The organism is Sphingomonas sp. CFBP8993, assembly GCF_034044895.1.
In the GTDB taxonomy this organism is placed as follows: domain Bacteria; phylum Pseudomonadota; class Alphaproteobacteria; order Sphingomonadales; family Sphingomonadaceae; genus Sphingomonas.
In genome coordinates this window covers 27,676-45,302 of sequence record NZ_JAXCWU010000002.1, presented here as the reverse complement: position 1 = coordinate 45,302, position 17,627 = coordinate 27,676, and the positions used below count along the sequence as shown (strand labels likewise).

At 67.1% G+C, this 17,627-nt stretch carries 21 protein-coding genes; 10 read left to right on the top strand and 11 right to left on the bottom strand.

The features are described 5' to 3' along the window. Positions 1-456 precede the first annotated feature (456 nt). The gene (locus tag SOM26_RS03320; RefSeq protein WP_320451327.1) at positions 457-3,450 is read right to left on the bottom strand and encodes a TonB-dependent receptor plug domain-containing protein; all 2,994 of its coding nucleotides are present in this window, start codon (positions 3,448-3,450) and stop codon (positions 457-459) included. Positions 3,451-3,772: 322 nt separating this feature from the next. Here SOM26_RS03320 and SOM26_RS03315 point away from each other — a divergent pair, with 322 nt between their 5' ends. Next, positions 3,773-4,282, top strand: coding sequence for a hypothetical protein (locus SOM26_RS03315; protein ID WP_320451326.1), 510 nt, complete (start codon positions 3,773-3,775; stop codon positions 4,280-4,282). 4 nt (positions 4,283-4,286) lie between these two features. On the opposite strand, the gene SOM26_RS03310 is transcribed toward SOM26_RS03315, so the two are convergent. The 3 genes from SOM26_RS03310 to xseA are packed head-to-tail and all read right to left on the bottom strand — an operon-like array spanning position 4,287 to position 6,816. Continuing rightward, positions 4,287-5,168, bottom strand: coding sequence for a M23 family metallopeptidase (locus tag SOM26_RS03310; protein WP_414712008.1), 882 nt, complete (start codon positions 5,166-5,168; stop codon positions 4,287-4,289). Continuing rightward, complete coding sequence (locus SOM26_RS03305) at positions 5,165-5,365, bottom strand: DUF2093 domain-containing protein (protein ID WP_320451325.1); 201 nt, start codon at positions 5,363-5,365, stop codon at positions 5,165-5,167. The genes SOM26_RS03310 and SOM26_RS03305 overlap by 4 nt, the downstream gene beginning before the upstream one ends. Before the next feature lie 14 nt (positions 5,366-5,379). After that, entirely contained in the window at positions 5,380-6,816 is a 1,437-nt protein-coding gene (gene xseA / locus SOM26_RS03300) for an exodeoxyribonuclease VII large subunit (protein ID WP_320451324.1), read from the bottom strand. On the opposite strand from xseA, the gene purD reads away from it, so the two are divergent. The 4 genes from purD (at position 6,815) to SOM26_RS03280 (ending at position 10,109) form a co-directional block, all read left to right on the top strand. After that, positions 6,815-8,092, top strand: a complete 1,278-nt coding sequence (purD, locus tag SOM26_RS03295) for a phosphoribosylamine--glycine ligase (protein ID WP_320451323.1) — start codon at positions 6,815-6,817, stop codon at positions 8,090-8,092. The two genes, xseA and purD, sit on opposite strands and share 2 nt — an antisense overlap. A 51-nt stretch (positions 8,093-8,143) precedes the next feature. Next, on the top strand, positions 8,144-8,866 hold the full coding sequence (locus SOM26_RS03290; protein ID WP_320451322.1) for a helix-hairpin-helix domain-containing protein: 723 nt from the start codon (positions 8,144-8,146) through the stop codon (positions 8,864-8,866). A gap of 35 nt (positions 8,867-8,901) precedes the next feature. Then, the gene (locus SOM26_RS03285) at positions 8,902-9,462 is read left to right on the top strand and encodes a hydrolase (RefSeq protein WP_320451321.1); all 561 of its coding nucleotides are present in this window, start codon (positions 8,902-8,904) and stop codon (positions 9,460-9,462) included. 77 nt (positions 9,463-9,539) lie between these two features. Further along, positions 9,540-10,109, top strand: coding sequence for a hypothetical protein (locus SOM26_RS03280; RefSeq protein WP_320451320.1), 570 nt, complete (start codon positions 9,540-9,542; stop codon positions 10,107-10,109). A gap of 4 nt (positions 10,110-10,113) precedes the next feature. Here the strand turns inward: SOM26_RS03280 and SOM26_RS03275 are convergent, their stop codons facing one another. Together SOM26_RS03275 and SOM26_RS03270 are read right to left on the bottom strand one after the other, a co-directional pair. Beyond that, the gene (locus tag SOM26_RS03275; protein ID WP_320451319.1) at positions 10,114-10,653 is read right to left on the bottom strand and encodes a hypothetical protein; all 540 of its coding nucleotides are present in this window, start codon (positions 10,651-10,653) and stop codon (positions 10,114-10,116) included. A 209-nt stretch (positions 10,654-10,862) separates the two neighbouring features. Then, the gene (locus tag SOM26_RS03270) at positions 10,863-12,164 is read right to left on the bottom strand and encodes a hemolysin family protein (protein WP_320451318.1); all 1,302 of its coding nucleotides are present in this window, start codon (positions 12,162-12,164) and stop codon (positions 10,863-10,865) included. 144 nt (positions 12,165-12,308) lie between these two features. Between SOM26_RS03270 and SOM26_RS03265 the strand changes: the two genes are divergently transcribed. After that, on the top strand, positions 12,309-12,986 hold the full coding sequence (locus SOM26_RS03265; protein WP_320451317.1) for a YiaD family glycine zipper/OmpA-like lipoprotein: 678 nt from the start codon (positions 12,309-12,311) through the stop codon (positions 12,984-12,986). Positions 12,987-13,043: 57 nt separating this feature from the next. On the opposite strand, the gene SOM26_RS03260 is transcribed toward SOM26_RS03265, so the two are convergent. After that, the gene (locus tag SOM26_RS03260; RefSeq protein WP_320451844.1) at positions 13,044-13,349 is read right to left on the bottom strand and encodes a hypothetical protein; all 306 of its coding nucleotides are present in this window, start codon (positions 13,347-13,349) and stop codon (positions 13,044-13,046) included. 63 nt (positions 13,350-13,412) lie between these two features. Between SOM26_RS03260 and SOM26_RS03255 the strand changes: the two genes are divergently transcribed. Together SOM26_RS03255 and SOM26_RS03250 are read left to right on the top strand one after the other, a co-directional pair. Next, positions 13,413-13,724: a hypothetical protein gene (locus tag SOM26_RS03255; protein WP_320451316.1), complete on the top strand. Its 312-nt coding sequence runs from the start codon at positions 13,413-13,415 to the stop codon at positions 13,722-13,724. Continuing rightward, positions 13,724-13,957, top strand: a complete 234-nt coding sequence (locus tag SOM26_RS03250; RefSeq protein WP_320451315.1) for a helix-turn-helix domain-containing protein — start codon at positions 13,724-13,726, stop codon at positions 13,955-13,957. Before SOM26_RS03255 ends, SOM26_RS03250 begins: the two co-directional genes overlap by 1 nt. On the opposite strand, the gene SOM26_RS03245 is transcribed toward SOM26_RS03250, so the two are convergent. The 3 genes from SOM26_RS03245 to SOM26_RS03235 form a co-directional block, all read right to left on the bottom strand. Further along, positions 13,915-14,445, bottom strand: coding sequence for an AAA family ATPase (locus tag SOM26_RS03245; RefSeq protein ID WP_320451314.1), 531 nt, complete (start codon positions 14,443-14,445; stop codon positions 13,915-13,917). The two genes, SOM26_RS03250 and SOM26_RS03245, sit on opposite strands and share 43 nt — an antisense overlap. A gap of 8 nt (positions 14,446-14,453) precedes the next feature. Next, positions 14,454-14,882, bottom strand: a complete 429-nt coding sequence (locus SOM26_RS03240) for a nucleoside deaminase (RefSeq protein ID WP_320451843.1) — start codon at positions 14,880-14,882, stop codon at positions 14,454-14,456. A 75-nt stretch (positions 14,883-14,957) separates the two neighbouring features. After that, positions 14,958-15,170: a hypothetical protein gene (locus tag SOM26_RS03235; RefSeq protein WP_320451313.1), complete on the bottom strand. Its 213-nt coding sequence runs from the start codon at positions 15,168-15,170 to the stop codon at positions 14,958-14,960. A 151-nt stretch (positions 15,171-15,321) separates the two neighbouring features. On the opposite strand from SOM26_RS03235, the gene rpmB reads away from it, so the two are divergent. Then, a complete protein-coding gene (gene rpmB, locus SOM26_RS03230; RefSeq protein ID WP_320451312.1) occupies positions 15,322-15,630 on the top strand; it encodes a 50S ribosomal protein L28 in 309 nt (102 codons plus the stop codon). Positions 15,631-15,774: 144 nt separating this feature from the next. Here the strand turns inward: rpmB and SOM26_RS03225 are convergent, their stop codons facing one another. Next, positions 15,775-16,788, bottom strand: coding sequence for an esterase-like activity of phytase family protein (locus SOM26_RS03225; RefSeq protein WP_320451311.1), 1,014 nt, complete (start codon positions 16,786-16,788; stop codon positions 15,775-15,777). A gap of 352 nt (positions 16,789-17,140) precedes the next feature. Between SOM26_RS03225 and SOM26_RS03220 the strand changes: the two genes are divergently transcribed. Beyond that, positions 17,141-17,479 carry a glycine zipper 2TM domain-containing protein gene (locus tag SOM26_RS03220; protein WP_320451310.1) on the top strand — a complete coding sequence of 113 codons (339 nt, stop codon included), beginning with the start codon at positions 17,141-17,143 and terminating at the stop codon, positions 17,477-17,479. Positions 17,480-17,627 lie beyond the last annotated feature (148 nt).

The window sequence follows — 17,627 nt, the reverse complement described above, 5'->3', positions numbered from 1 at the left end:
CCTTTTTCATCCTGGCGTCCGTTTTCGGTGCGCCAGGGGCATGTTGTCCGTGAAACGGAATTTCTGCTCCGTAACTGAATGTTGCTTGAGTGATACCAACTCCGCCCCTTGTAAAGACGGGATTTTCGGCGGACGCGACGGGCTGTTGCGCAGCGAACAATGCGTCACCCCCTCTGCCTCACCTCCAGATAACGATTGCAGAACGCCGAGCGAGGCTAGCGCCGATACAAATTGCGACACTTTTTAAGACACTGATGTTTCCTTATTGCCACGATGAACCGATGGTTGGGCGCGACAAGCGGTGGAACCAATCGGCAATGTTGCAAACGCGATCTTTGGGTCTTGGGGCACGGCACCGCGTCATGGCGGATCGTTGGTCACGGGCCGGGATCGCGGGCATAAAAAAAGGGGCGATGGCCGAAGCCACCGCCCCTCATATGGAGTAGGTTGATCAGATCAGAGCGTAACGCGCGCCGTGACCGAGAACAGACGACCCAGCGGATCGTAGGTCGACGGATAGGTGTTGCCGCTGTTGAAGCTGGTCGAACCGATCGACGAACCGACGAACGGCGGCTTGCGGTCGAACACGTTACGCACCGCGAACAGCAGCGAGAAACGATCGGTTGCCTGGAACTGCGCGGCCAGATCGAAATAGTGATAAGCCTTGATGCGCTGATAGGCGGCGACCGGGCCACCACCCGACGCAATGTCGTCGGCCAGAGCCAGCGGCTCGTACTTGGTCGGCGACAGGAACCGCCACAGAACCGACAGGTCGACCTTGTCGATGCTCAGCGTGGTGCGCTGGTTGAACGAGAATTCCGGCTGGATCGACGCGCAGTTGACCGAATAATAGCCCACGCACTCACGATAGATCGAGGTCGGGGTCGCCTTGAACTTCGAACGGCTGGTCCAGTTGCCGTTGAAGTTCAGCCCCAGCTTGGCGAAGCCGAGATCATGACGGTAGTTGGCCGACAGGTCGATACCGTCGGTCAGCAGCTGGCCGATATTGGCCAGCGGCACCGGCAGACCCGGCGTGGTTGCGGCGCTGCCGTCGAGACCACCGGTCAGCGGGTTACGGCGGATGCCGGTGCAGGCCGCGCTGGTCGCACTGGCAGCGGTCAGGTTGGCGAAGCAGCCATTGACCACGTCACCCACGGTCGGCGAGCTGATCGCGTTGTTCACCTTGATGTTGTAATAATCGACCGTCAGCGAGAAGCCCGACAGGAAGGTCGGCTGGATCACTGCACCAATCGTCACGGTCGAGGCAGTTTCGACGCCAAGGTTCAGGTTGCCGCCACCGGTGGTGTTGATCTGACCCGACGAAGGCTGGTTGATATTGCCGATCGTGGCCGCCGGAGCGCCCTGTGCGATACAGACGGCGCGCAGGTTGGCGTTGTTCACGGGCGCGGCACCCGCGCACGGATCGACCGCCAGGTTGTCGAGACCGGTCACCGCCGGCGAGAACAGTTCGCCGATGTTGGGCGCGCGCACCGCACGGGTGTACAGACCACGGAACTTGAGCGACGCGACCGGCTCCCAGCCGCCACCCGCCTTCCAAGTCCAGTTGCCGCCCGAAAGCGAATAATCCGAATAGCGGGCACCGGCCTCGATATACAGGTTGCGGAAAAAGGGCTTGTCCTCGGCCAGGGGCACGTTGACTTCGACGAAACCTTCCTTGACGTCATAGCGACCGGTGGCGTTGGGCGTGGCGCCGCCATTGCCCAGCACCTCGGCCGGGGTCTGGGTGGCCGTGTCCGACGTCGTGCGCGCGGTGTACTTGCGATACTCGCCACCGAACGCGATGCTGACGGGCGTGTCGGCGAACGGGCTGGAGACGCCCAAGTCACCGCTGATGACGCCGCGCAGGGTGCCCAGCGAGGTCATCACGCCGCTGCTCGTGGTCACGCCGAGCAGATAGCCCAGCTGGTTCGCCGTGATGCTGCCAGCCGGACCGAACAGGTTGATCGGAACGCAGCCATTGGTCGCGGTAAGGCAGGTGCTGGTGTTGGTCGCCAGCGTCGCCTGCTGCAGGCGCGAAAGCAGGCCGTTACCCGACTGGCGCTGCGTGTTCTCGCTCTCGCCGTACGTGCCGAACACGTCGTACTTGAAGTTGCCGATGAGGTCGCCACGAACGCCCGCGCGGATGTTGAACAGCTGCGTGGTGTATTCCGAGATACGCGGACCTGCCTCGACGAAGCGGCGCGCGGCGGCCGTCGTGAAGGTGCGGTAGTTCGCATCGGTCGGGCTGGTCGCGGCGTAGTAGCTGTTGCACTGCGCCTGGGTCGGCGCCTGGCGGCCCGCCGTCAGCGGATCGGCGTCAACCGCGTTCAAGCAGAAGCTGTCACGCACGGCGCCCGACAGATACGGGTTGCTGATCGGAACGGTCAGCGCATTGCCGAAGGTGCCCGACGGCGCGATGATCGTCGACACGGTGTTCTTCGAGAACATCGCCTGGCTGTAGAATTCCAGGTGGTCGGAGACCTGATACTTGGTCGAACCGAAAATGTTGAAGCGCTTAAACGGCGTCTGGTAGATGTTGTACGGGTTGAAGTTGAACAGCGAGTAGGTCGGAACCAGCGCGCTGCCATCCTGGCTGATCTGGCGCGTACCGGTCGTACCGACCGAGAAGCGGCCTGGGATGGTCGTGCCCGAACCACCGGCGCCGCCGGTGTACGAATCGATCGACTGGATGCCGTAGTCGCGCGCGCCCTGATAGACGGGGTTCTGCTCTTGGTAGCCGATGCTCAGCACCGCGTTGCCGCGGCCGTCGTCCATATTGGCGCCGACGGTCAGTTCGGCGCGGTAGCTGTGGCCATCGCCCTTGCCGGTGATCTGGTCGGTCACGGCCAGATCAACGCCCGAGAAATCACTGCGCGTGATGAAGTTCACCACGCCCGCGACCGCGTCGGCGCCGTAGGTGGTCGATGCACCGCCGGTCAGCACTTCCAGGCGCTCGATCAGCGCCAGCGGGATGTTGTTGAGGTCGGTCGCGCCACCCAGGTTGGCGGGAGCGATGCGCGCGCCATCGAGCAGGACGAGGTTGCGGTTCGTGCCCAAGCCACGAAGGTTGACGAACGACGCGCCGCCATTGCCGTTGTTGACCTGCGAACCGATCGAGGGAACCGCGCCCGGCAGTTCGCGCAGGATCTGCTCGGCGACGTTGACCTGACGGAGGCGGATTTCCTCCTGGCCGACCACCTGGACCGGGCTGGTCGCGACGATGTTCGGGTTGCGGATCAGCGTGCCGGTAACGACGACGTCGCCGCTCTGCGTGGCGGGTGCGGTCGACTCGCTGGTCTGGACGCCCGGCTCCTGCGCGGCGGGCGGAGCCGCCACGGGCGCATTGCCGGTCTGATCGGTGGTCTGCGCAAAGGCGGGTGCCGCCCCAAACATGGCCGTACCGGCCAGCAAGCTGGTCGCCAGCAACTGGCCCCGGAAGAACTGCTTCATATCTAACCCCTTTTTCATGGGCCCGTTATCGGGCCTCAATCCTGCGCAAGTTGGCCTTGCCGCATGGGTAAGAGCGTAACCGCGCCGTAAAACGTTATACAATCGGCATTTGCACCAATGATTACCTTTTTGCTGCAATGTAGCATAACTGCAACAGACCCTGCCGAGAGCCCAATTCATGACAAATCCGATATGCTTCGGGCAACAAAGCGATCGTCTTGCACCCGCCGCGTTCCCATCGGATAAGCGCCGGATCAACAGGTTGGGGGCGGATCATGACGTATGGTGCACAACGATGACGACGGCTGATCGGTGTGGCAAAATGGCGATAGTCGCGGCGATGGCGCTGTGTCCCGTCACGCCTGCCTTGGCGCAGGACGGGGCCGCGGTTCGCCAGTTCGACGAGCTGCAACGCTGCAAGGCGATCACCGAGGACCGCGACCGCCTGGCCTGTTACGACCGCGCGACGGGCACCATCCTGGCCTCGCGTGCGGCGGGCGACCTGATGGTACTGGATCGCAAGACGGTGATCGCGCGCAAACAGTCGCGCTTCGGGCTGGCGGTGCCGACCAGCGAGATGTTCGGCGGCGGCAAGGACGACGATGCGACCGCGGTTCGCCAGCTCGACACCAAGGTCACGGTGGCCAAGTCCAGCAACGTCTATGGCCGCTGGAACCTGGAACTGGCCAACGGCTCGGTTTGGCAGACGGTCGACGCGCTCACCTTCCCGCCCGATCCCGGTGACAAGATCGTGCTGAAGGAGGCGCCGCTCGGCGGCTACCGCGCCTCGATCGCGGGCGGGCGCTCGATCCTGGTCAAACGAATCCGCTGATCGGTCAGGGCATCGGCCCGGTGACGAGCAGCGGGTCGAGCTTGCGCCCGCGCCATTGCAGGCTCCAGTGGAGATGCGGGCCGGTCGCGCGGCCCGTGGCGCCGACCGCGCCGATCGGCTGGCCCTGGCGGACATGCTCGCCGACGCGCACGTCGATGCGCGACAGGTGCAGGAAGGCGCTGTTCAGCCCCTGCCCGTGATCCAGCATCAGCAGATGCCCCTCCAGCGTGAAGGGCTGTTCGGCGGCCAGGATCACGACCCCGTCGGCGGGCGCACGCACGACGGTGCCGGTGGGGACCGCGACGTCGGTGCCCGAGTGGTAGCTGCCCGGCTCGCCGCGATAGATGCGCTGCGCCCCGAACAGGCCGGAGATACGCCCCTTGACCGGCCATATCAGCGTTTGTCGCCAGCCGGTCGCGTCGGTGGCCTGGCCACGCGCCGCGCGGATCTGCTCCAGCTCGGGCGGGCGCAGGCGCTGGAACTCGGGATCGGGGACCGGATATTTGGGCAGACGGTCCAGCCGCTCGATCCGCCAGGCGCGCGGCGCGACGGTCAGCGTCTGGCGAAACCGGCTGCCATCGGCGAGGTTCGCGACGAGTTCTGCCGATGGCCCGGCATCGCGATCGAACCCGGCCAGGAACGTGCCGTCCGGGGCCAGTGGCAGGACCTCGCCATCCAGCGTCACCGACACCGCGCCGGCAGGTGCCTGCCCCCGGATCAATCCCCCCTGGCTCAGCTGGCCGGTCCAGCGAAAGGACGGGGACGGCGGCGCCACCGGCATCGAACCGGCCTGCGACATGGAGCCTGTGGCGGGGCGCATGGCGAGCCCGGCGGACGCGACGCAGGCGGTCAGGCCCAGCAGCGTACCCGCGCCCCACAGCGTCATTGCGGTGCCAGCACCTGCGCGGTGGCATGGGCATCGGCATAGGCTTCCTGCCGTTCCGCGCTCCAATATTTCAGGTCTTCCAGCGGGATGCGCCGCCCGGTCACCGCGCAGACGACATGATCGCCCGGTGACAGGACCCGAAAGCCGTTGGCCAGATAGTGAAGCCGCGCGGGGCGATCGGTGTTGGACATCAGCATGATACTACTTTCGGTCAAAGGAGCGTCGGCTGGACCGGCTTGCCCGCTTTGGGTTGGGGCTGATCGGCCTTGGGCTCCCGCTTGGGCTTGTCATAGGTTTTGGGAGCGGGGCGCTCAACCCCGCCTCCGTCGATCGCGACATCGACCGTCCCGTCACGGAAACGGAGGGTCAGCGTATCCGCCGCCTTCGCAGCCTCGGCCGAGGACAGGGTCTCGCCGCCCGGCCGCGCGGTGATCCGGGCATAGCCGCGCTCGAGGATACGGTCGGGGTTGAGCGACTGGACCAGCCGCCAGGTCGAGGCCAGCCGATCGCGGCCGCGCTCCACCTGCCGCTCCAGGATCGCCGGGCGCAGCGCCGCACCCGCGCGGTCCAGTCCACCGCGCGCCAGCGTCACCCGCCGCTCCAGCCCCCGGTCCAGCCGCGCCCCCGCCTCGTCGGCGCGCTGGCGCTGCGGGCCCAGCAACTGGTCGCGCTTGGGCAGCAGCCGCGCCATCGCGTCCAGCCGCTCGCGCCCGCGCTCGACATAGCGCCGCGCGCAGCGTTCGGCGCGCTGGCCCTGCGCGGCGACGGTCAGGCGGATATCGGCGAGCACCGGCACCGCGATTTCCGCCGCCGCCGTGGGCGTGGGCGCACGCAGGTCTGCGGCATAGTCGCACAGGGTCGTGTCGGTTTCATGCCCCACCGCCGAGATGATCGGGATGGAACAGTCGGCGACCGCGCGAACGACGATCTCCTCGTTGAACGACCAGAGATCCTCGATCGAGCCGCCGCCCCGCGCGACGATCACCAGGTCGGGACGCGGCAGCGGGCCGCCGGGTTCGATCGCATCGAAGCCCCGGACCGCCGCGGCGATCTCCTTGGCCGAGCCCTCGCCCTGCACCTTGACCGGCCAGACGATGACATGGGTCGGACAGCGATCCTCCAGCCGGTGGAGGATGTCGCGGATTACCGCACCGGTGGGTGAGGTGACGACACCGATCACCGGCGGCATGAATGGCAGCGGCTTCTTGCGATCGCGGTCGAACAGCCCCTCGCCCGCCAGCTTGGCCTTCAGCTTCTCCAGCAGCGCCATCAGCGCGCCCGCACCGGCCAGCTCCATGCGCTCGACGACGATCTGGTATTTCGACCGGCCGGGGAAGGTGGTCAGGCGGCCGGTGGCGATCACCTCCACCCCGTCCTGCGGCTGGAAGGGCAGCGTGTTCGCCGCCCCCTTCCACATCACCGCGTCGATGACCGCATTCTCGTCCTTCAGGCTCATATAGACATGGCCCGAGGTCGCGCGCTTATACCCGGAAATCTCGCCGCGCAGGCGGACATGGCCGAACTCGCCCTCCACCATCCGCTTCAGCTTCAGGCTGAGTTCGCCCACCGATAGCGCGAGCGCGTTGTCGCCGGCGATCTCCTCGGCTACCAGCCTCGAACTTTCGTCATAGGGATAAGGATCGGGCATGAACGTCCTGCTGCTGGGATCGGGTGGCCGCGAACACGCGCTGGCGTGGAAGCTGGCACAGTCGAACGGGTTAGATACGCTCTACGCCGCGCCCGGCAACCCCGGTATCGCCGCCCATGCGACCTGTGTCGCGCTGAACGCGACCGATCACGGTGCCGTGGTGGCGTTCGTGAAGGATCACGCCATCGGCCTGGTCGTGGTCGGCCCCGAAGCGCCCCTGGTCGACGGCCTCGCCGATTCGCTGCGTGCTGAGGGGGTGCCGGTGTTCGGGCCCAGCAAGGCCGCCGCACAGCTCGAGGGGTCGAAGGGCTTCACCAAGGACCTGTGCCGCCGCGCCGACATCCCGACCGCGGGCTATGTCCGCGTGAACACGCTGGCCGAGGCGCAAGCCGCGCTCGCGACGACCTTCGGCCTGCCGGTGGTGATCAAGGCCGATGGCCTGGCGGCGGGCAAGGGCGTGACCGTCGCCTTCACCAAGGCCGAGGCCGAGGGGGCGATCACCGACCTGTTCTCGGTCCCCGGCGCCGAAGTGGTGATCGAGGAGTTTCTGGAGGGCGAGGAGGCCAGTCTCTTCGTCCTGACCGATGGTGAGGCGCTCCTCCCCTTCGGCTCGGCGCAGGATCACAAGCGCGTCGGCGACGGCGATACCGGCCCGAACACCGGCGGCATGGGCGCGTACAGCCCCGCGCGCGTGTTGACCCCCGAGCTGGAGCGACAGGCGATCGACCGGATCGTGCGGCCCACCGTCGATACGCTTCGTGCCGAAGGAACGCCGTTTTCGGGCGTGCTTTATGCCGGGCTGATGCTGACCGAGCAGGGTCCCAAGCTGATCGAATACAATGCCCGTTTCGGCGATCCGGAGTGTCAGGTGCTGATGCTGCGCTTCCAGGGCGACCTGCTGGCGGTGATGCTGGCGGTGGCCGAGGGGCGGCTGGCCGAAATCCCTGCGCCTGCTTTCTCGGACGATCCCGCACTGACCGTCGTGATGGCGGCGGCGGGCTATCCCGGCACACCCAAGGCGGGCGGCGGCATCGACGCGATCGACGCCGCCGAGGCGACCGGCGCGGTGGTGTTCCAGGCGGGCACGAAGATGGACGGCGAGCAGCTGGTCGCCAGCGGCGGCCGGGTGCTGGCCGTCACCGCCAGCGCGCCCACGGTGGGCAAGGCGCAGGCCGCCGCCTATCGCGCGGTCGATACGATCCGCTTCCCCGATGGCTTCTGCCGCCGCGACATCGGCTGGCGCGAGGTTGCGCGCGAAGCGGGAACTCCGGCCTGATCCGATGATTGGGCTGGCGATCGGGGCCTCGGGACATGATAGGGTGAAGCGATGAACGACACGACAGCAGCACCGGCGACCAGCCTGATTCCCGATGGCGTGGCCGCGATCACGACCATCCATTTCGTCCTGCTCGCCATCGTCGCGCTGGCCGCGATCGCGGTGATCGTGATCGGCACGCGCCTGAAGCGCCGCCGCCGCCATGCCGCGCGCCGGGTGGAGGAGAATGCGCAGGAAGCCGGAATGGCGCTGCGCCAGCCCGACAGCAAGCCGATCAGCGAAGCCTCGCTGACCGAGCCCCAGAAGGCTCCAGCGTCGACGCCCGTCCCGACACCGACCCCCACGCCGACACCGGTTGCGCCGCCGCCTCCCCCGACTCCGGCACCGACGCCGGTGATGCCGTCGCCCACGGCGCCGGAAGAATTGGTCGTCACGACCGAGCCGCTGAACGACGAACCGGTGGCCGCCGCCGCGCCGATGGCCGCAAGTCCGGCCGCCGAGGCCGCGCCTATCCCGGCCGAATCGGCACGTCCCGAGGATCAGCCGATCACCCTGCTCAAGGGCCTGGGCCCCAAGCTGACCCAGAAGCTGGCCGAACACGGCATCACCACGGTCGGCGACATGGCCGCGCTCAGCGAGGCGCAGGCCCAGTCGCTGGATGCGCAGCTCGGGGCGTTTTCGGGCCGCATGGCGCGCGACCGCTGGCTGGAACAGGCGCGGCTGCTGGCGGCCGGCGACCGTGCGGGGTTCGAGGCGGTGTTCGGCCGTCTCTGACGGAACGCCCCGCCGCCCCTGCCAGTTGAGAGGGCATGACGAAACTCGATCCCCGGACGACCGCGCTCATTCTGATCGACCTGCAACAGGGCATCGTCCCCCATGCGGGCGGACCGCGATCGGGTGAGGTGGTGGTGGCGACCGCCAGGACCCTCGCCGAGCGCTTTCGCCAAGCAGGCGCGCCGGTCGTCCTGGTCCATGTCGGCTTCACGCCCGAGACGCTGCCCAGCCTCAACGCCGACCGCCCCAGCCTGCCGCCCGAAGGCACGCCGCCCGCGTTCAGCGAATTCGTCCCCGACCTGCGCCAGCCCGGCGACATCGTCGTCTTGAAGCATCATTGGGGTGCGTTCACCGGCACCGACCTGGACCTGCAACTGCGGCGGCGCGGCGTGCGCACGGTGGTGATCGCGGGCATCTCGACCAATATGGGCGTCGAATCGACCGCCCGTTCGGCGTGGGAGCTATCCTACGACATCGTCATCGCCGAGGACGCCTGCGCCTCGCGGTCGAGCGAACTTCATACCTTCGCGGTAGAGCACATCTTCCCGCTGTTTTCGCGGGTGGTCGCGTCGGGGGATATCCAGCTGGCGGCGTGAGCGTCGGTCGAGGCGGCGGGTGCATCGGCCCGCCGCAAAGGCTTGCCGTCGAGGCCGCTTGTGGATCATAAGATGCCGTGCTGATCGCCTTGCTGCTCACCGCCGCCGCGCCCGAATGCACCTATGACCGGGCCGCGATCCTGAAGCTGCCCCAACAGGCGTTCGATCAGGATATGACGGGCGGCTGGCGGGCGCTGTCGATGCGCGGCTGCGAAGCCGAAGCCGCCGACCTGATCCGCGATTGGCGGGAGGCCAACACGCCGCAGCGTAATGCCACGATCCTATACTGGCATGAGGGCCAGTTGCGCGCCGACCTGGGCCAGAACGCCGCGGCGATCGCGCTGTTCGAACGATCGCGCAAAAGTGTCGAGGAGGATCACGGCATGGGCTGGAACCTCTATGTCGACGGCAGCATCGCGTTTCTCAAGCGCGACCGGGTCGCGTTCGACAGGGCGCATGCCGCGCTCGCCGCGCTGCCCAAGCCAGCCGGCTTCGACCCGCGCGGGCCCGACGGAAAACCGATCTCGATCCGCTGGCCGATGAACCTCAACGTGCTCGATGGCTTCGCGCGATGCTGGGACAAGTCCTACAAGGAAGCTTACGAGACGTGCACGACGCCGATCCGGGTGGTGAAGACGCGCGGCTGACCTGTCATTGGGGCGGGCGGATCAGCGCGGCGATCTTCCCGTCTCCCTGCGTTGCATAATAAGTCACTGGGGTTCGCCCTGCCTGAATCACATCGATCCGCTCGGAGATGAGGCCGCGGGGCGGCGGCGTGGACGTGTCTACCCCTGCGGCGGAGCGATCGAACGGACAACGGCGTGAGAGTGCTGCGTCCAATTCCCGCCCCTTATTCCTGTCAAGCGCCCACTCGATCCGCTTCATGGGGCTATAGGGCGCATCCTTCACCCAGATCTGGCTGCGGCCGACCGCGGTTCCGTGCCAAGTGCCATCACCCCCACGGGCCAGGACGATGCTGTATTCCTCGGTCGAAAGATGCCCGCCGCGACCGTGTAGCATTACCATCGTCCGCGCGTGCGGCATCGGTTCGCCCATTGCCTTGCGAAGGGCCTGATGGTCGGCGACGGCCGACGATGTGGGTGCCAGATTGTCCGAGGCAATCGGAATACAGGGCCGCGCGGCGGCACCGGTTTCGGCGATCGACAACATGGCGAGCAGCAGCGTGATCATCGCCGCAGATTGCTGCCACCATCGATGCCACACAAGGGCGCTTTCGACGTGACAGAGTCGATCGGCATATATTCCCCCTCCCCTGGACAGGCGCCCCTTGCATTCAGAGCCGAGGTGAGGAGCTGAGTTAGCCCTTGGCGTAAGGTACAGAAATCTGAGAACCAGAAGGGCTGCGACACGTATAGCAGCCGTCCAGTTGGAGACGGCCCCTAAGCCTGGCTGACAAGCAGCTTGTCGATACGCCGCCCGTCGAGATCGACGACCTCGAACCGCCAGCCCTGCTCGACGAAGCTCTCGCCCTCGCCCGGCAGGTGGCGGAAGACCGCCAGCGCCAGACCCGCGACGGTCGCATAGTCGCGGTCGTCGGGCAGGTCGATGCCCAGCCGGTCGGCCAGCGCATCCGCCGCCATCGTACCCGCCACCAGCAGCGAGCCGTCGTCGCGCTCGACCACCGAGGGGGCTTCGCCCGGATCGGCATCCGACGCGAACTCGCCCGCGATCGCCGCAAGCAAGTCGGCCGGGGTCACGATCCCTTCGAAATGGCCGTATTCGTCATGGATCAGCGCCATCGGCACCTCGGCCTGGCGCAGCGCCAGCAGCACGTCCATCGCGTCGATCCGGTCTATCACCACGGGCGCCTTGCGCATCAGCTGCTTCAGGTCGAGCGGATCGCCCCGGAACAGCGCCATGGCGATGTCGCGCGCCTGGACGACGCCGACGACCGCGTCGATCGACCCCTCGCCCACCGGCAGGCGGGTGCGCGGGCTTTCGAGCAGCTTGGCGCGAATCGCCTCGTCGCCCAGCGTGCAGTCGAGCCAGTCGATCTCGGTACGCGGCGTCATCACCTCGCGCACCGGCCGGTCAGCCAGACGCACCACGCCCGAAATGATCGAGCGTTCATGCTCTTCGATCACGCCGGACTTGGACGCCTCGGCGACGATCAGGTGCAGTTCCTCGGCGGTCACCTGATCCTCGTTGTCGCGGTTCAGGCCCAGCAGCTTGAAGATCACGCCGCTGGTCGAATCGAGGATCCACACGATCGGCGCGGTGCCCACCGCCAGCCAGCGCATGGGGACGGCGACGAAGGCGGCGATCGGCTCGGGCTTGCGCAGCGCGAACTGCTTGGGGACGAGTTCGCCCAGGATCAGCGAGGCATAGGTGGTCAGCCCGATGACCAGCGCAAAGCCCAGCGTCGCGGCGGTCGCCGGCGCGATGCCCAGCGCCTCCAGCCGTGCGGCGGTCGGCGTGCCCAGGCTGGAGCCCGAATAGGCGCCCGCGATGATGCCGGTCAGGGTGATGCCGATCTGGACGGTCGACAGGAACTTGCCGGGGTCGGCGGCCAAGGTCAGCGCGGCCTGCGCGCCTTTTCGCCCGCTACGCGCCATCGCGTCCAGACGGGCGCGCCTGGACGACACGATCGCCAGCTCGCTCATTGCGAATACCCCGTTCAACGCGACAAGCGCGAAGATGATGAGGACGTCGATCCACGGAAAGGGGGGCAGCGGTGCCATCGTTATAGGGTGCTCATAGCGGGGCGGGAGGGCCTTCGACAACTCCTGTCGTCATCTTCCGTTCAGTTCGGTTGCGGAACAAGGCCACGCGACACGGCGTTCCGGGGGACGAGACGCCGTGCAGAAATAACAAGGATCATGTTTATGCGACTGCCGCCCAAGTTTCTGACCGCCGCCGCGCTGTCCGCGCTCGTCGTCACCTCGGCCTGCACCACCGACCCGGAGACGGGCGAGCGCCGCCTGTCCAAGGCCGCGATCGGCGGCCTGGGCGGTGCGGTCGGTGGCTATCTGCTGGGTGATCTGGTCGGCGGTCGTCGCGACCGGACCGAGAAGATCCTGGGCGCAGGGATTGGCGGCCTCGCGGGTGCCGGCATCGGCGCCTATATGGACAAGCAGGAGCGTGACCTGCGCGCACGCACCGCGGGCACCGACGTGCAGGTGGTTCGCCAGGGCGACGACCTGTTGCTGAACCTGCCGTCGGGCATCACCTTCGCCTATAACTCGGCGCAGGTGCAGCCGCAGTTCCGCCAGACGCTGGACCAGGTCGCCGACATTCTGTCGCAGTATAAGCAGACCTATATCGACGTGTACGGCCACACCGATTCGACCGGCAGCGACGCCTATAACCAGCGCCTGTCCGAACAGCGCGCGACGTCCGTCGCCGACTATCTCGCTTCGCGCGGGGTGCAGCCCGCCCGCATCGGCACGCGCGGATTCGGCAAGTCGCAGCCGATCGCGTCGAACGACACCGAGGAAGGCCGCGCCGCCAACCGCCGCGTCGAGATCAAGATCGTGCCGATTCGCGAGGGCGACCTGCGCTGATCGCCGATCACTTGAGTACCGAAGGGGGCCGTGCGGGATGCCGCACGGTCCCTTTCCTCATGGTTCGCGCCATTTCGTATTGGGCAGGACCGCCGCGAAGACCGGCTCCATGCAGGGGCGGACATCCTCGACCTTTTGCACCTTCGCCGCGCAGTCCAACATTCCCGCACAGATATAGTCGTCGAGTTGCGCATCGCCGCTGCGCCGCTTGAAGACGCATCGACGGATACCGGTCCTGCGATCCGTCCTGGTCACGATTCGCAAGTCCTTCAGCCGTTGTCCGGTGACCACGATGTCGTCCGATGCGGGCGGCGGCGGCACCGCCTGCCCCGGCGTCGCGATGGCGAGCAGCAGCGCCAGCATCACCGCCCCTGGGCCCGCACCGGAATCATCGGCGTCACCGCACTGGATGAAGGTCCCTTCGCGTTGATGCTGTTCAGTATCGGGCTCGCCCTGCGACGCCTGGGTGGCAAGCGGTGCGAACCGCTGGCCGAAGCACTGCCCTGGCTGCGGCGCGCATCGCTGGCGGCGATGATCTGGGCGATCGGGCGGCCGCTGTCGGACAGTCTGATGGTCAGCCTTTTGTCGCCGGGCACCCCGGAGGGCCGCCAATGGGCGATCACCGTCGACATGCTCGACATCGGCACCGCGCTGATGCTGACCGTCGCCGCCTATGCCACGGTCTGGGCGCTGGAGGCGGGCCTCGAGGCGCAGCGCGATCTGGAGCGGTTCGTCTGATGCCGGTGATCGTCCAACTCGACGTCATGCTGGCCAGGCGCAAGATACGCTCGAAGGAACTGGCCGAGGCGATCGGCATCACCGAATCGAACCTGTCGCTGCTGAAATCGGGCAAGGTGAAGGGCGTTCGCTTCGCGACGCTGGCCGCCATCTGCCGCTATCTGGAATGCGAGCCGGGCGACCTGTTGTCCTATGAACCCTCGGACGACGACCTCAATCCCGACCCGGATTGAGCCACGCTATCCTGCCGCAGCGCCAGGGGTTCGCCGCTGTAGACCCGAATGCGGTCGAACCCCTCCGCCAGCGACGGGCCCTCGAACTGCGCGGCGACCGACCGGATCGCGTCGGCGGGTACGACCTTGTCCGGTGATCGGCCTGTATTGCGCGCCAGGGCCGTGGCGAGCGGCGTGTCGATCCACACCGCCTCGATCGCCGCGCCACCATCGCGGGCGATGGCGATGATTTTTGCCCGGTGACGAATACCGGGCAGTGCTGCGTCGAAATAGAGGACACCGGGCACCGGCGGTTGAGTCGCGATCCAGCTCGTCTTGCCCGCCCCCTGAATGCCGCAGACCAGGATGACGCGGGCGTCGCCCGCCATGTCCGTGATCGCCTGCGCCAGCGCGGCATAGCATTGCGCCCACGCCGCCGCATTGCGCTCGGGCGTCCAGATGCGCCCCTCCGGCGTCTCCAGCAGATCGTCCGGGTTGATCGTTCTCATGCAATTCATCACCGCTTGGCGGCGAAGAAATTGCGCAGCAGCGTCGACGCCTCGCCCTCCCCGATCCCGGCATAGATTTCGGGCCGGTGGTGGCAGGTGGGCTGCGAGAAGAAGCGCGGGCCATGCTCGACCGCCCCGCCCTTCCTGTCGCTCGCCCCGTAATAAAGTCGTGCGATGCGGGCATGGGCGATCGCGCCCGCGCACATCGCGCAGGGCTCCAGCGTGACCCAAAGGTCGCAATCCTCCAGCCGGTCGCGGCCCAGCAGGGCGGCGGCGGCGCGAATCGCCTGGATCTCGGCATGGGCGGTCGGATCGTGCAGGCGACGCGGGGCATTGGCCCCCGTCGCGACGATGACGCCGTCGCGTACGATCACCGCCCCCACCGGCACCTCGCCACCCGCCCCCGCATGGGCAGCGGCATCGAGCGCGGCGCGCATCGGGGCGGGAAGCGGAAACATCACCCCTCCCTGCCCCGCGTCGGCCGGCGGAGCAAGGGGAGCGAATCACCCCGGTTACTGGGCGTTGTCGGCGGGCTTCTCGACCTTCACCGTCGGCACCTCGACCGTCTTCTGGGTGGTGCCGACCGAAACCTTGGGCCCCTCGGCACGGAAGGTCGGGGCCTGGACGACGGCGGGACGGGTCTGGTCGATGCTGATCCAACCCATGGCCATGGCCCCTGCGGCCAGAAGAAGGACGATGCCGATAAGGACAAGAAAGGCACGCATGGTTCTGGCTCCCAAGTGGTTCGTTGCCGTAACAACGCCACAACCAAGAGCCCGGTTGCACACCCCCGATTGGGGAATCGGTTGACGACTGCGCCAGGACGCGGTAATCGCGCGGCCTTTCCGGGCATTGCCTGAAACCAGGATAACGATCATGTCGCGCATTTGCGAGCTGACCGGCAAGGGCCGGCAGGTGGGCAACAATGTTTCCCACGCCAACAACAAGACCAAGCGGACGTTCCTGCCGAACCTGCAGAACGTGACGCTGATTTCCGATTCGCTGGAGAAGAGCGTGCGCCTGCGCGTCTCGACCCACGGCCTGCGTTCGGTCGAGCACAATGGCGGCCTGGACAACTGGCTGGTCAAGACCTCGGACGATCTGCTTTCGCTGCGCGTGCGTCGCCTGAAGCGCGACGTCGTCAAGAAGCTGGCCACCGCCAAGACCGAAGCCGCCGCCGCGTAATTCGCGACGGTCGGTTGACGGGTTGAAACCCGCCGCTCCCTGGAGCGGCGGGTTTTCGTCGTTGTGGATTAGCGTGGCTGCGGTGAGTGCGGGCCGCAGCCTTCGACTTCGCTCAGGCTAAGGCCACGCGGAAACCACCGCGAATCACCGCCCCACGGCGGTGCGGTCCAGACGGAATTTCAGCAGATAGCTGCGCTCCAGGAACAGCTGGTTGTCGTCGGACACCAGCCACAGGATCGTCTGGCCCGCCTCCTGGGTCACCGCCACCCCTTCGAAATTGTCGTGGATCAGCGGCCAGTCGAGCTCGGCGATCAGTCGCCCGCGCGCCACCCGCCTGGGGGAGACCTGATCGGCGGGCACCAGCATGATGCGATTCGAAAAGCGGAAGGGCAGCCGGAAACGCCGTTCGACGACGACCAGCGAGCCATCGGGCAGTGCGGCGACATCGGCGACGTCGTGATCGGGTGACACATGATAGGCAAAGGCGCGCGCGGGCCCCTTCAGCGGATCGCCCGGAAAGATCAGCCCCTGGCGCGTGTTGCGCCGGACCGCCAACGGGACCTGCCAGGCCTTCCACGGGACGATCGCTTCCTCCGAAATCGTGACGAATCGGCCGTCGGGCAGGCGGGCGAGTGATTCGGGTCCGCCATTGCTGGGCCAGCCCTTCACCGCCTGGGGCGCGATATAGCCTTCCGCCCGGGCGAAGCCGGGGGCGTAGCGCCAGATCTGGTTGAAATTCTCGAACCCGACCCACAAACGCCCCGTCTGCGGATCGATGGCCAGCGATTCGCTGTCGCGATCGGACTTGAGCCAGCCGGTGCCGGGCCCGGCGGGCAGATTGTCGAAACGCAGGCCATGCGGTTGCCAGTCGGCCCCCATTGCGAACTGGACGATGTTGCCGCCGTCGCTGAGCAACGTGAAGCGGTCGCCCTGCACCGCCAATGAGGAATAGCCGCCAAAGGCGCGTGCGCGGCTGCTGAGCGTCACCCCGCCCAGATAGGTCAGCGCACCGATCCGGCGATGGTTGGAATCGTTAGGGTCCAGTTGCACCGGCCGCACATCCATCTGCGCCCGCCCGTCGAACAGCGGCAATCGATCACGCCCGGACCAGCCGGGCACCAGGGCCAGCACCAACAGGCAGGACAGGAGGACGCGCATGGCGCCTCATACGCGGTGCAGCGCAGCACGACAGCCCCAATCCCGTCGCGCGGCTTGGCACCGATCCCGAAGCAGGATGGTCCCCATGTCGCGTCGCCCGTCCCTGACGTCCGTGCCGGACAACGACAAAAGCCGAGGCGGCGGCCCCCCCGATCCTGCCGCCACAACGCAAGCCCCGTGGTATCGTGGCGGTCTTCGAGAACCCGTGCGGCAATCACCGGGACCTGAACCAACCCGCCACCTGAACGGCGGATAACCGCGACATTCAGGAAAGGCTCAACGCGAATCACCCAGAAGCGGGGCAACGACGACGGAGGGACCGTCGATCGACACGAGTTTCGGGAGTGAACCCATGATGAAGACCCTGACCCTGGCGGCGACCACCCTGGCGATGATCGGCGGCGCCGTGCTGCCCGCGACCGCTGCGGATGCGCACCGCTATCGCCGGGCCTATCATGCCGACCGGTACAACCGGGGCTATAGCGACGGCGCACGGGCGGAGTATCAGGCCAGCAAGTGCCGCCGTTCGGGCACCACCGGCACGATCGTCGGCGCGGTGGCGGGCGGCCTGTTGGGCCGGACCATCGACACCCAGGGCGATCGCACGCTGGGCACGCTGATCGGCGGCGGTGCCGGCGCCCTGGCGGGCCGCGCGATCGAGCGGTCGGGCCGTCCGGGCTATTGCCGCTAAAACAGTTCGGGCGGGCGGGGCCTGTATCCGCCCCACCCGCCCCCATATTTCTCGCGTAGCGTATCGAGAACGGAACGCCGATCTCCTTAATTGGAGGTCGGCGTTTTTGCAGCCACTGACATCCTTCCCCTGCGAGGGAAGGAAAGCC